The 12726-nt window shown below is 67.9% G+C and carries 18 protein-coding genes; 14 read left to right on the top strand and 4 right to left on the bottom strand.

The features are described from left to right. The first annotated feature begins 7 nt into the window (after positions 1-7). The 8 genes from QM634_RS07315 to QM634_RS07280 are packed head-to-tail and all read left to right on the top strand — an operon-like array spanning position 8 to position 6560. Entirely contained in the window at positions 8-484 is a 477-nt protein-coding gene (locus tag QM634_RS07315; RefSeq protein WP_415042109.1) for an urease subunit beta, read from the top strand. 23 nt (positions 485-507) lie between these two features. Further along, complete coding sequence (locus QM634_RS07310; protein ID WP_415042108.1) at positions 508-2226, top strand: urease subunit alpha; 1719 nt, start codon at positions 508-510, stop codon at positions 2224-2226. Positions 2227-2243: 17 nt separating this feature from the next. Beyond that, positions 2244-2846, top strand: coding sequence for an urease accessory protein UreE (ureE, locus tag QM634_RS07305; RefSeq protein ID WP_415042107.1), 603 nt, complete (start codon positions 2244-2246; stop codon positions 2844-2846). Further along, on the top strand, positions 2833-3549 hold the full coding sequence (locus QM634_RS07300; RefSeq protein WP_415042106.1) for an urease accessory protein UreF: 717 nt from the start codon (positions 2833-2835) through the stop codon (positions 3547-3549). The genes ureE and QM634_RS07300 overlap by 14 nt, the downstream gene beginning before the upstream one ends. Before the next feature lie 13 nt (positions 3550-3562). Next, positions 3563-4195: an urease accessory protein UreG gene (gene ureG / locus QM634_RS07295; protein ID WP_415042105.1), complete on the top strand. Its 633-nt coding sequence runs from the start codon at positions 3563-3565 to the stop codon at positions 4193-4195. Between the two features lie 8 nt (positions 4196-4203). Further along, entirely contained in the window at positions 4204-5109 is a 906-nt protein-coding gene (locus QM634_RS07290) for an urease accessory protein UreD (protein WP_415042104.1), read from the top strand. 14 nt (positions 5110-5123) lie between these two features. Further along, on the top strand, positions 5124-6149 hold the full coding sequence (locus QM634_RS07285) for an urea transporter (protein ID WP_415042103.1): 1026 nt from the start codon (positions 5124-5126) through the stop codon (positions 6147-6149). 60 nt (positions 6150-6209) lie between these two features. Then, the gene (locus QM634_RS07280; protein WP_415042102.1) at positions 6210-6560 is read left to right on the top strand and encodes an ArsR/SmtB family transcription factor; all 351 of its coding nucleotides are present in this window, start codon (positions 6210-6212) and stop codon (positions 6558-6560) included. Here QM634_RS07280 and QM634_RS07275 read toward each other — a convergent pair. Together QM634_RS07275 and QM634_RS07270 are read right to left on the bottom strand one after the other, a co-directional pair. Beyond that, positions 6535-7005, bottom strand: coding sequence for a hypothetical protein (locus tag QM634_RS07275; RefSeq protein WP_415042101.1), 471 nt, complete (start codon positions 7003-7005; stop codon positions 6535-6537). The genes QM634_RS07280 and QM634_RS07275 overlap by 26 nt on opposite strands. Before the next feature lie 57 nt (positions 7006-7062). Next, complete coding sequence (locus tag QM634_RS07270; protein WP_415042100.1) at positions 7063-8196, bottom strand: PEP/pyruvate-binding domain-containing protein; 1134 nt, start codon at positions 8194-8196, stop codon at positions 7063-7065. A gap of 66 nt (positions 8197-8262) precedes the next feature. On the opposite strand from QM634_RS07270, the gene QM634_RS07265 reads away from it, so the two are divergent. After that, entirely contained in the window at positions 8263-8649 is a 387-nt protein-coding gene (locus tag QM634_RS07265; RefSeq protein ID WP_415042099.1) for a MarR family transcriptional regulator, read from the top strand. Beyond that, positions 8646-9284: a hypothetical protein gene (locus QM634_RS07260; protein ID WP_415042098.1), complete on the top strand. Its 639-nt coding sequence runs from the start codon at positions 8646-8648 to the stop codon at positions 9282-9284. Before QM634_RS07265 ends, QM634_RS07260 begins: the two co-directional genes overlap by 4 nt. Before the next feature lie 142 nt (positions 9285-9426). Here the strand turns inward: QM634_RS07260 and QM634_RS07255 are convergent, their stop codons facing one another. After that, complete coding sequence (locus tag QM634_RS07255) at positions 9427-10677, bottom strand: tyrosine-type recombinase/integrase (protein WP_415042097.1); 1251 nt, start codon at positions 10675-10677, stop codon at positions 9427-9429. Further along, positions 10653-11072, bottom strand: coding sequence for a helix-turn-helix domain-containing protein (locus QM634_RS07250; protein ID WP_415042096.1), 420 nt, complete (start codon positions 11070-11072; stop codon positions 10653-10655). Before QM634_RS07250 ends, QM634_RS07255 begins: the two co-directional genes overlap by 25 nt. A 120-nt stretch (positions 11073-11192) precedes the next feature. Between QM634_RS07250 and QM634_RS07245 the strand changes: the two genes are divergently transcribed. The 4 genes from QM634_RS07245 (at position 11193) to QM634_RS07230 (ending at position 12698) form a co-directional block, all read left to right on the top strand. Beyond that, on the top strand, positions 11193-11378 hold the full coding sequence (locus QM634_RS07245; protein ID WP_415042095.1) for a helix-turn-helix domain-containing protein: 186 nt from the start codon (positions 11193-11195) through the stop codon (positions 11376-11378). Between the two features lie 85 nt (positions 11379-11463). Further along, positions 11464-11850, top strand: a complete 387-nt coding sequence (locus QM634_RS07240) for a hypothetical protein (RefSeq protein ID WP_415042094.1) — start codon at positions 11464-11466, stop codon at positions 11848-11850. Positions 11851-12085: 235 nt separating this feature from the next. Next, positions 12086-12337 carry a hypothetical protein gene (locus QM634_RS07235; protein WP_415042093.1) on the top strand — a complete coding sequence of 84 codons (252 nt, stop codon included), beginning with the start codon at positions 12086-12088 and terminating at the stop codon, positions 12335-12337. Beyond that, complete coding sequence (locus QM634_RS07230; RefSeq protein ID WP_415042092.1) at positions 12330-12698, top strand: hypothetical protein; 369 nt, start codon at positions 12330-12332, stop codon at positions 12696-12698. Before QM634_RS07235 ends, QM634_RS07230 begins: the two co-directional genes overlap by 8 nt. Positions 12699-12726 lie beyond the last annotated feature (28 nt).

Here is a 12726-nt window from a genome sequence, read left to right as displayed (position 1 = left end):
CGTCGCCATGCCGAGCAAGCCCAGGAAGTCCACCGATTCCACCGCCGCGACCCCCAAGGACAAGAAGTCGAAGGTTCCGGTCGGCGGCTACGTCCTGCGCGCCGAGCCGATCGAGATCAACGTCGGCCGCCCCCGACAGACCATCACCGTCCGCAACACCGGCGACCGTCCGATCCAGGTCGGCTCGCACTACCACTTCATGGAGGTGAACCGGGCCCTCGAATTCGACCGCCCGGCCACCTTCGGTTGGCGGCTGGACATCCCGGCCGGCACCGCGGTGCGATTCGAACCCGGCGATCAGCAGGACGTGACGCTCGTTCCGTTCGGCGGCAAGCAGCGCGTCCACGGGTTCAACGGTCTCGTCGACGGCTGGGCGCCCACCGACGCCGAATACCGACCCCGCTTCCAGCAGGCCGTCGACAAGCTCGCCGAGCTCGGCTTCAAGTCCAAGGCCCTCAAGCCGGCCGCGAAGAAATCCAAGTAACCCCGGTCCGCAGGAGGAGAATCATGACCAGCATTTCCCGCAAGGAGTACTCGGGTCTCTTCGGGCCGACGACCGGCGACCAGATCCGGCTCGGCAACACCGACCTCTACGTGGAGATCGAGAAGGATCTCCGCGTCATCGGCGACGAGTCGATCTACGGCGGCGGCAAGACGCTCCGCGACGGCATGGGCCAGGACCCCGCGGCGACCAGCGACAGCGGCGCCCTGGACATCGTGATCACGAACGTGGTGATCGTCGACCCGCTGCTCGGCGTCATCAAGGCCGACGTCGGCATCAAGGACGGGCGGATCGCCGGCATCGGCAAGGCCGGCAACGCATCGACGATGGACGGTGTGACGCCCGGGATGACCTGCGGGCCGGCGACCGACGCGATCTCCGGCGAGCAGTTGATCCTGACCGCCGCCGGACTCGACCCCCACGTGCACCTGATCTCGCCGCAGCAGGCCTACACCGCGCTGGCCGGCGGGATCACGACCCTCATCGGCGGCGGCATCGGTCCGACCGACGGCACGAACGGGACGACCATCACCTCGGGCACCTGGAACACCGAGATGATGTTGAAGGCCAACGAGGGCCTCCCGGTCAACATGCTGATGTGCGGCAAGGGCAACTCGTCGGGGAAGCTGTCCATGGAGGAGCAGCTCAAGGCGGGCAACGCCGGCCTGAAGATCCACGAGGACTGGGGGTCCACCCCGGCGGCCATCGACGCCGCGCTGAGCGTCGCCGACGACTACGACGTGCAGGTGGCCATCCACACCGACACCCTCAACGAGGCCGGCTACGTGGAGGACACGATCGCCGCCTTCGACGGTCGGACCATCCACACCTATCACTCGGAGGGAGCGGGCGGCGGTCACGCCCCGGACCTGCTGCGGGTCACCGCCGAACACAACGTGTTGCCCGCGTCGACGAATCCGACCCTGCCCTACGGCATCAACTCGCAGGCCGAGCTGTTCGACATGATCATGGTCTGCCACAACCTGAATCCGAACGTGCCGTCGGACGTGGCCTTCGCCGAGAGTCGGGTGCGCGCCGAGACGATCGGCGCGGAGAACGTGCTGCACGACATGGGCGTCATCTCGGTGATCTCCAGCGACTCGCAGGCGATGGGACGCATCGGCGAGAACTGGCTGCGCTGCCTGCAGATGGCCGATTCGATGAAGAAGGCACGCGGCAAGCTGCCCGAGGACGCCGCCGGCAACGACAACTTCCGGGTGCTGCGGTACATCGCGAAGGTCACCATCAACCCCGCGATCACCTTCGGGATCTCCAACCACGTCGGGTCGATCGCCGAGGGAAAGCTCGCCGACCTCATCCTGTGGGAACCGGCGTTCTTCGGCGCCAAGCCGCGGACCGTCATCAAGGGCGGGGCGATCAACTGGCACGCCATGGGCGACCCGAACGCCTCGCTGCCGACGCCGCAGCCGGTGATCTACCGGCCGATGTTCGGTGCTTTCGGCAAGACCCTGCAGGAGACGTCGGTCTCCTTCGTCTCCAAGGCCGCGGCCGAATCGGGCATCGCCGACCGCCTCGGGTTGGAGCGGCAGGTGATCCCGGTCGAGAACACCCGCGGGATCACCAAGCACCACATGGTGCACAACTCGGCGCTACCCGAGATCAAGGTCGATCCGGAGACCTTCGCGGTCACGGTCGACGGGGAACACGCCTACGTCGAGCCGGCCGAGTCGATCAGCCTCAACCAGCTCTACTTCTTCAGCTGAACCGGAGGACTACCAGAGTGAACAACACCCAGCAGCTGGTCATCGTCGAGGAGCTCCTCGGGAACGAGGGCGACGAACAGTGGTCGACCAGACTGGCCGACGCCACCGTCGACGCGGTCTACCTCGACCAGTGGGAGGCCCAGAAGAGCCGTCTGCGCCGTCCGACCGCGGGCGGCGGCGAGGTCGCGATCTCCCTCGATCGCGGCGTCCAACTCAAGGACGGCGACGTCCTCGCGTGGGACGAGGACACCTCGACGGCCATCGTCGCCCGGATCAGCCTCAAAGAGGTGATGGAGGTCGACCTGTCCGAGGTCGCCGGCGAGGACACCGAGACGGTGATCCAGACCTGCCTCGAACTCGGGCACGCGATCGGCAACCAGCACTGGCCGGCGGTCATCAAGGGGACCAAGCTCTACGTCCCGCTGACCGTCGCCCAGCCGGTGATGAACTCGGTGATGCGCACCCACGCCCTCGAGGGGGTCAAACACCGTTTCATCCCGGGTGCCGAGGTGATCCCCTACATCGCGCCGCACGAGGCCCGACGGCTGTTCGGCGGCGCGCAGCGCGAGGGGGAGGGACACACCCATCCGCACGACCACGGCGGTCATGACCATCACTGAGGCGGCCGACCCGGGGGCGATGGTCCGCGCGATGCGCGCCATGCAGTTCTCCGACACGATGCTCCCCGTCGGCTCCTTCTCCTTCTCCAACGGATTGGAGACCGGCGTCGCCGAGGGGCTGATCGTCGACGAGCCGAGTCTGCGCGAGTTCGTGGCGGCCTCGGTGCACCAGGCGGCCGGGTGCGACGGGATCGCCGTGCTGCACGCACACCGCGCCGCGACGGCGCAGGATCCCACGGGCGTCGCCGAGGCGGACGCGGCGGTGTGGGAGCGCAAACTCAACGAAGAGGCGCGCACCATGGTGACCCGGATGGGCCGCAAAGCGGCGGAGCTGGGACTGCGCCTGGTGCCCGGGTCGGCGCCGATCGGCGACTGGCTCGCGCAGATCAAGGCCGGCGCCACCCCGGGCACGTATCCGGCGACGCAGGGGCTGATCCTCGCCGAGGTCGGCGGGACCGAGGAGGAGGCCTTCGGCGTCCACCAGTACGGCATCGCCGCGACCGTCCTCGGCGCCGCCCTGCGCCTGGTGCGCGTGGACCACCTGGACGCCCAGAAGATCCTGTACGACGTCAACGCGTCGATCGGTGAGGACTACGAGCGCATCCGCGGACTCGGCCTGGACGACATGTCGACATTCGCACCGATGCTCGACATCTTCGCGTCGATCCACGTCGGCTCACACGTCCGCATGTTCATGAATTGAGATGAGGAGAGAAATGAAGAAGACCACGCGTATCGGCGTCGGCGGTCCCGTCGGGTCCGGCAAGACCGCCCTGATCGAGGCGATCACGCCCCACTTCATCGACCGGGACACGAGCATCCTGATCATCACCAACGACGTGGTCACCACCGAGGACGCCAAACACGTGCAGAAGGCGCTGAAGGGTGTGCTGCTCGAGGAGCGGATCGTCGGCGTGGAGACGGGCGCGTGCCCGCACACCGCCGTCCGCGAGGACCCGAGCATGAACCTCGCGGCCGTCGAGGAGATGGAAGAGACCTTTCCCGACGCGGACATCGTGTTCATCGAGAGCGGCGGCGACAACCTCACCCTGACCTTCAGCCCGGCGCTGGTGGACTTCTTCATCTACGTGATCGACGTCGCCGCCGGCGACAAGATCCCCCGTAAGAACGGGCCGGGAATCGCCCAGTCCGACATCCTGGTCATCAACAAGACCGACCTCGCGCCGTACGTGGGCGCCGACCTCTCGGTCATGGAGCGGGACTCGGCGGCCCAGCGCAACGGCAAGCCGTTCGTGTTCACCAATTGCAAGACCGACGAGGGCATCACCGAGGTCGTCGACCTCATCGCGCACGGCGTCCTCTTCGATCAGGCGGATGCCGCCGGCTGAGTCGACAGATGAGTGCGGTAGAGCTCCCCGAGCTGGTCGACTACCAGGATCAGCCGAAACAGGCGCCTGCGGGCAAGTCGGCCAAGACCGGCGAACTGCGCATGCGGTTCGTCGACAAGGACGACCGCACGGTGCTGGCCGACCTCTATCGCAAGACCCCCCTGCTCGTGCAGCAGGCGCTGTACTGGGACGAGCAGATCCCGGATATGGCCTGCGTCTACATCATCTCGATCTCCGGCGGGGTGCTGCAGGGCGATCGGCTGAGCGTGGACATCACCCTGGAAGCCGGGGCGAAGGCCCACATCACCACGCAGTCCGCCACCAAGGTCCACCAGATGGACGCCAACTACGCGGTGCAGGACCAACGGATCGTGCTGGGCCCGGACTCGTACCTGGAGTATCTGCCGGGCATCACCATCCCCCACCGGAACTCGCGCTACGTCACCCGCAGCGACGTCGTGATCGACGAGTCGGCGACGCTCCTGTTCTCCGAGGTCGTCATGCCCGGGCGCAAGTATCACCACGACGACGAGGTCTTCGGCTACGACGTCTACTCGGCCCTGCTGCGCGCCCGGCGCCCCGACGGTCGGCGACTGTTCACCGAGAAGATCCTCATCGAACCGGCGCGGACGCCGGTGCGGCTGATCGGCGTGATGGGCGAATACGACGTCTTCGGCAACGTGTTCGTGCTGACGCCGCCGGAGCGGGCCGCGGCGATCCTGGCGCGCACCCCCGCCGGATTGCGCGACGGCGTCTACAGCGGCGCCAGCCGGCTGCCCGGGGACTGCGGCCTGGTGTTCAAGGCGATCGGCGCCGAGAGCAGACCGGTCCTCGAGCGCGTCCGCGAGTTCTGGGCGGTGGTCCGCGACGAGGTGCTCGCCGCCGAGCTCGGACCGCGACCCCTGTGGATGTGAGAGAAGGAGATCCGATGAGTGAATCGACGGCGGGCCCCGGCGCCCGCTGGACCAGGCTGACCGACCGCCTCCCGGCCGCGCGGATCGCCGACGTGACGCTGCGGGGGTCGGGGCAGGTGATGTTCCAGGCCAACGCCCTCACCGGCCTGCTGTTCCTCGTCGGGATCGGCTACGGGGCGATCGCGGCGGACTCGCCGCAGGTGGTGATCGGCGCGCTGATCGGACTCGTCGTCTCGACTCTCACCGCACTGGCGCTGCAACCGGACACCAGCACGATGCGGGCCGGGTTGTACGGCTACAACGGCATCCTGGTCGGTGCGGCGCTGCCGACCTTCCTCGCCGACAACGCCTGGTTGTGGCCGTACGTCGTCGTCGGGGCAGCGGCGTCGACGGTGGCGTTCATGGCGACGGCCCGGGTCTTCAAGACGTGGGGGGTGCCGGCGCTCACCTTCCCGTTCAACCTGGTCAACTGGGTGCTGCTGCTCGGGGCCTTCAAGTTCGCCGCACTCGACACCAATCCGCTCGGCGATGCCCACCTGCCCACCGACGGTGCGACGAACGACGCGGCCGCGTACGTCGACGTCACCGCGAGCTGGCTGCTCGAGGTGCTGTTCAAGAACGTCGCCCAGGTCTTCCTCATCAACAACTGGGTCACCGGCGTGATCTTCGTCGTCGCGATCGCGGTGTCGTCGTTGACGGCGGCCGCTCTGGCGCTCGCCGGCTCGGCCGTGGCCATCGGCGTGAGTCTGGCGCTGGGCGCCCCCGCGGTCGACATCGGCAACGGCATCTACGGCTTCAGCGCCGTGCTGACCGCCATCGCGCTCGGATGCGTCTTCTACACCCCCGGCCCCCGGGTGCTCGCCTACGCACTGCTCGGCGTGGTGACCACGGTGATCTTCCACGCCGGACTGGCGACCCTGCTGGCCGCCTGGGCACTTCCCGCGGGAACCGGCCCGTTCGTGTTCGCCACCTGGCTGTTCCTGCTGGCCAAGAAGAAGTTCCGGCCCGTCCACCACGAGACCCTGCCCGTCGACGGGTGACGCAATCGCCTCTCGGCGTGAAAGGATCGTCAGCAGGACACGCGCTCGAGAGGAAGCCCCGTGGCGTCAGATCACACGCACACCCGGTTGAACTCGGGCCAGATCACGCACTGGGCCACCCGCTTCGCCATGCTCGGCGATCCGACGCGCCTGGCCCTGCTGGTCGAGATGCACGCCGAACCGAATCTGTCGGTCGCGGTCCTGGCCGACCGCGTCGGGATCACCGAGAACGCCGCATCGCAATCGCTGCGATCCCTGCGCGCGCAGGGCTGGGTCCACGCCGACCGGTCCGGGCGGATGGTCCTCTACTCGCTGGTCTACGACGCGGTGGTGCACCAGATCCTGCACGACGTGGTCGGCATCGGGCATCGGAACCCGACCGGGCTCAACGGAGCCGATAGCCCGTCGTAGAAACGGTGAACCCGTGCTGCCCGGCATCGCACGAGACGCCGGTGGCCGCGTCGACCGAACAGGTGTAGCCGCCGACGCTCAGCACCTGGCCGTAGCCGAGAACGCGCGCGGGCGACGGGGCCGACAGGCTCGTGTCGCTGGTGAAGCCGAGGGTGGCGCGGCTGCCGCGGCGAACCATCGCGTTGTTGGGATGGATCGACGCCACGCCACCACCGGACACGCTCGGCGCATCGGCGGGCAGGCGACCCTTGCAGCCCGCATAGCCGTCTTTCGTCGAGATGGCACACTTCCAGCCACCCGACGGGGTGGTGAAGTAGTACGCCCCGGTCTGCAGGTACGGCGCGGGATCGACGGGTGCCGCCTGCGCCGACGGGGCGCCCAGGCACATCCAGCCGGCCGTCGCGGCCAGTGCGATCAGCGGGGTGAGCAGCTTCGTGGTTCTCATGTCCCCCACTATCGGCGCCCGTCGGCTCGGTGTCGATGGGGAGAACTCCCCGGTGGACTACCTCCCGCTCGTCGGGGCGATGGTTCCGGCCGCTCCGTCGAGCCGGATCTGCTGGCCGTCGACGATCCGGGACAAGGCCCCGGCCACGCCGAGAACCGCCGGGATCCCGTATTCGCGGGCGACGATCGCCGCGTGGGACAGGGCGCCGCCGGTCTCGGTGACCACGCCCCCGGCGACGGTGAACAATGGCGTCCACGCCGGGTCGGTGTACGGGCAGACGATGATCTCGCCGGGTCGCACCCGCGCGAAGTCGTTCGGCCCGTGGACGAGACGGGCCGGCGCGGTCAGCCGGCCGGGGGATCCGGGAGTCCCGGTCAGCTCCCCGTCGACCGTCGACCGCGGCGCCACGACGCCCGGCACCGGCGCGGTGATCGGCCGGGCCTGCAGCACCCAGATATCGGTGCCCACGACGGCCCACTCGACGTCCTGCGGAGCTCCTCGGACATCGGCGACCATTCGCCCGAGCACGGTCAGCCGCCGCACCCTGTCGTCGTAGAGCGTGCGGCCGCGCTGCTGCACCGGTGACACCTCCGTCCTGACCAGGCCGCCGGCGGGATCGAGGTCGATGCGGGTCTGCTTGCCGCCGACGGCGACGGTGACCGATCCATCGGTGGCGACCTCGTACGAGTCCGGGCCGACCGTTCCGCCGACGACGCCGAGACCCAGCCCCCAGGCCGCTTCGATCCGGGTCGGCCCACCGGGGTGCTCGGGCGTGAACATCACCCCGGAGGAATCCGCGGCGACCATGCTCTGCACGAGCACCGCCACCTCACCCGCCTCGACGCCCGTCCTCGCCTGATACGCCTGCACCCGGGCTGCCTGCGCCGATTCCCGGCACGCGTCGACCGCGGCGCAGACATCATCGACTCTCTGCAGGCCGAGGAAGCTCTCGTATTGGCCGGCCGCCGATGCCGCCGCGGTGTCTTCACCCGCCGCGGACGAGCGCACCGCGACGACGGGGTCGCCGAGGCCCTGCAGCGCCCGGGCGAGTTCCGCCCGCGTCGTCGCGGCGGTGACGACGAATCCGTCGGGCACCGGGAGGCCTTCGCGCAGGAGGGCGCCGAGCGCGCCGGCCTTGCCGCCGCAGGCGCCGACCGTGGCGTCGCGCAGCATCACCACCACGCTGCTCACCTCACCCGCACATTCGCCGTCAATGTTTTGTTGACATCCCTGCCCGACGGTAGCAGACTGCGCGGCATGGGAGAGATCCACGACGACGCCGCACAGGACCAGGCGCGGGCACGACGCGAGGAGCGGGCCCGAGACCTGCTGCTCGCCCACGGCGCCGATCGGCTCAGCCCACGGCCCTGGCGTCCGCCGCCCGTGCCGACGTCGGCGACCGACCTGACCCAGTACGCGCTCTGGCATGCCGCGGAGCTGACGCGCGAGGAACTCCTCGGCGCACTCTCCCTCGTGTCCGCGGCCCGCGACGAACAGGAGGGGGTCGAGGCCGGGCTGCTGTTCGTCGCCCGCGGCGAGGGGCTGACCTGGTCGGAAATCGCCGACGCGATGGGGTTCCGCTCCAAACAGGCCTGCCAGCAGCACGTCGATCGTCTGACGGCGAGACGGGGAAACCGCTCATGAGCCACCAGTCGACGCCGGACCTGCGCACGCTGCACGCCGTGCGCGTCCTCGGATACGCCGACACCGACGTCGTGGCCGATCGAGCCGGTGTCGCCGTCGACGAGGCCGACTGGATCCTGCGCAAGGCGCAGAAGCAGGGCTGGGTGCAGCGCACCGCCTTCGCCGGCGACGGCGGATGGTCGTTGACCGAGGAGGGCAAGTCGGCGAACGAGGACCAGCTCGCGACTGAGCGCCGGCAGACCGACGCCGGCGCCGTCGTGGGCGCCGCCTACCGGGAGTTCCTCCCACTCAACGGCCGCCTCGTCAAAGCCGTCACCGACTGGCAGATGCGGCCGACCGACGCCGACCGCTTCGCGGTCAACGACCACCGCGACGGCGAGTGGGACGGGCGGGTGCTCGACGAACTGGCGGCGATCAGTGCCGACGCCCGGCCGATCGTCGGCGCCGTGGCTCGGGTACTCGCGCGGTTCGACGGCTACCTGGACCGCTACGACGCCGCCCTGCTCCGCGCACGGTCGGGCGGGCACGACTGGATCGACAAGACCGACCGCGACTCCTGCCACAAGGTCTGGTTCCAGCTCCACGAGGACCTGATCGCCACACTGGGGATCGACCGCCACACCGGCGGCGCGTAACCCTCCGCGTACGAAGAGACCCGCACCGATCGGTGCGGGTCTCTTCTCTGTGCGCCCGTAGGGATTCGAACCCCAAACCTTCTGATCCGTAGTTATAGGGAGCACTGTTTTCCGAGGCCAGAAGGATCGACCGCGATCCCGGTCAATCACCGCTGACCAGCGACAACCCGCCGGGGTCTCCCGGTTCCTCCTGATCCGTCCCGCTCGCTTTGGGGTCAGAACTGGGGTCAGAATCGGTTTGACCCCACATGGCCGAACTCAGCGAATCGAGAGCCGACCGCTGTGCTTCGTCGTGCTGGTGGGCGTAGATGTCGATCGTCACCTGTGCGCTCGAATGACCCAAGATGGACGAGACATTCTTGACGTGCGCGCCGCCTTCCAGGAGTGCCGTTGCGGCGCTGTGGCGCAGGGTGTGGATACCCACCGACTCGGCGAGGCCGAGTCGCTTCGAGGCGTTCTGAACCGTCCTCAGGACGTTGCGCGGACCCAGGGGCTTACCCGTGTCCGTGGTGAACACCAGCCCGAGAGGATTCGACCACTCAACGCCTGCCGCGTCCTGTTGTTCGACCTGTCGGCGACGAACCTCGCGCAACATGTCGAGCACTGCGGCCGACGCCGGAATCGCCCGAGGCTTACCGTTCTTCGTCCACGCCTGACGCTTCATCGTGAGACCGTTGAGCGTCCCCGCAACGCGGATCGTCCGGCGCTGGAAGTCGACATCACGCCAGCGGAGGGCCAGCGCTTCACCGCGACGCAGCCCGGTCGCCGCAACGAGCATGATCGCCGGGGCGTGGCTACTGTGAGCGACCTCGGCCAGGAGCCGGGCGACATCCTCGGGGCGAAGGTACTCGACATCGCTTCGACGCTTGGACGGACGCGCGACACCACGTAGCGGACTCTCTGCGATCAGCCCGTCACGTACCGCTGTCCGACAGATGTGAGTCAAGATCGCGAAGTCCGTTCGAAGCGACGACGCGGCCACCCCGTCGTCGGTCGCCTGGGCGATCCACCGCTCGATGTGAGCGGGCCTGAGCGACGCCATCGAAAACCGGGCGAGGGAGGACGATTCGAGGTGAAGCCGCGTGCGGTCGCCATACAGACGACGAGTGCTATCGCTGACGTCCAACACCGGGAGAGTGACGGTGCGCCACTGCCGGGCAACCTCTCGGAACGTGGCCCGACTATCGGTCAGCGGCAGCCCCTTCCGAAGTCGCTTCTCCTTCTCCTGGAAGTCGGCCAGCGCCGCGTTCTCCGTCTGGCCGTACCCATACAAGCGGACGCCCTCAACGGTCTGCCGCGCGACGTATCGCCCGTCAGACCGCAACCGGATCGACGGCCCGGTGCGCTTGCTCTTACCCGTGCGCGCAGTCATCGCGGACACCAGTCCGGCCATGTCATCCGCTTCATCGTTTCGATCTCCTCGATGTCGGGGTCGACCCAATCGCCGTCCCATGTTCCTTCACCTCTGAGCGCCGCCCACACGGTCGCTGCGTCGTAGAGCCGGTCGCCAACCATCTGGACCGCCGCCGCCGGTTCATAAGTCGGCGGCATGAGAAGCGATACGACGGGCACGTCGAGCGCAATCGAGAGCGCCACGAGATCGTCCACGTCGACTCGGCGGCGCATGTTCTCGATCTCTGAGACGGTCGCGCGAGAGAGTGGCCGACCTTGCGCTGCGAGCCTGTCGGCCAGTTCCGCGCCGGTCAATCGGCGCAATGCTCTGAACCGCGACACGTTGATCGCGACGTTCCGACTGACTTCTGACTTCGGTAGATCCTTCGGTGGCATACCGACAGAGTATCGGAAAAGTTTCGTTGTGTCGTGGCATATCGGGATTTGTTGGGGTATATGTAGGCCTGTCGGATTTTCCAACGCCCGAGAGTCGGGACCTAACAAGGAGGAAGCAGAATGACGAACGCCATTTTCGACGACCAGGTGATCGAGGCCGACACGGCCCGTCGCGAGGTCGGGATCGGACGCGACCAGTGGAACAGGGTTCTCCGGTCGGGAGACCTTCCGGTGGCAAAGATCGGTCGCCGTCGGTACGTCCGACGCAGCGATCTGCGCGACTACATCGACGCCCAGTTCAACTGAAAGCGGTTTGACAATGAGCACACAGGATCGACAGGTCGTAGTGGACCATGACGAACTCTCGGACTACTCGCGGAGGTTGCGAACCGTGGGAGACGACATCTTCCAGACGGTCCACAAAGAAGCCGACGCGCTGCTGGAAGCCGCCACCCGCGAGGCGAGTCCGTGCGGCGTTGTCATGCCGATTTACATCGACGTGTTGCGCGGATTTGAGTCGTCGCTCGATGTGCTGCGACAGAACGCCGTGACCATTCGCGACAACCTGTACCGGGACGCAGATTTCATCGACCGGTACCGGCAGACCGCCCAGAGCATTGACGACGACAGCGCTCGCACGATGGACGCCGTGGATACGTCGATCAGCGTGGACAAGGGCATGTACATTTCCCCGGCCACCCCGGCGGAACCGCGCACCATTCCCGTCGCCAAAGGGATGGACACCCGCCCTACCGCTCTCCCTACGGAGGACCAGTGACTGCGGTATCCGCCACCCTGTCCAACTACCGGGATGGCAGTACAGGGGCATTTCTCTACGTGAGGCGAGGTCAGAGCATGAATCCTCGCGGGGCAAACCACTGGTCGCAAAATCCTACGACGACCCCTACGGTGACCCCCTCTCACCGCCCCTACGCCGGGTCCGACGACACAGACTACGGACGCCCCTCCGAGTTCGGCCGGCGCCTTGACGATTCGCACCGGAGCGCGGACCGATGAGCGGCTGCCCGAGCACCGAACCCGCATACGAGCTGGCGGCGCTCTCCGACACCGTGAGTGGCACCGCTGCCACCCTGCGAGCGATGGCGGAGCGCGGGGTGCTGACCGACCGGCTCGACCTCGCGGCTCGCTTGGAGATGACAGCCCGCACCGCTCGATTCATCGACTGGCTCACCACTGTGGGCGCGAAGATTGACGCGGAGTCGCGGTGGATCGACGCCACCCTCGGCGGTGAGCGCGATGACTGATGACACGGAGTGGATGGACCCGCCACCAGTTGCCTACTGCGCGCGCGACCTGATCGAACTCGCGGGTGAGATCGAGAGGGTGCGGGACAGGATCAGCGGACACGTCGAGAACTCGATCAGGCGCGGCGAGGTAGACGACGACGCACGCCTGTCGGTACGCGAACACACCCGGTCTGTTGCTCGGTCGCTTAGCGCCGTCGTCCGCTTTCTGGACACCGAGGCGGACTATCTCGACCATCTCGCCAGAGGTGCCGGACACCTCGGTGGAGACGGTCAGTGGCGACCTGACGACGCCGCGCGCGGAGCCGCGCACCCGGTGGTCGAGGACGCTCGGCTTACCCGACAAATGACAACCAACTAACGACAAGACCCGCCGGTGGGCGGCGGGT

The organism is Gordonia sp. (in: high G+C Gram-positive bacteria), assembly GCF_047606305.1.
Classification (GTDB): Bacteria; Actinomycetota; Actinomycetes; order Mycobacteriales; family Mycobacteriaceae; genus Gordonia.
Note: the sequence above shows the minus strand (reverse complement) of the source record. Positions and strands in the feature narration are given on the sequence as shown.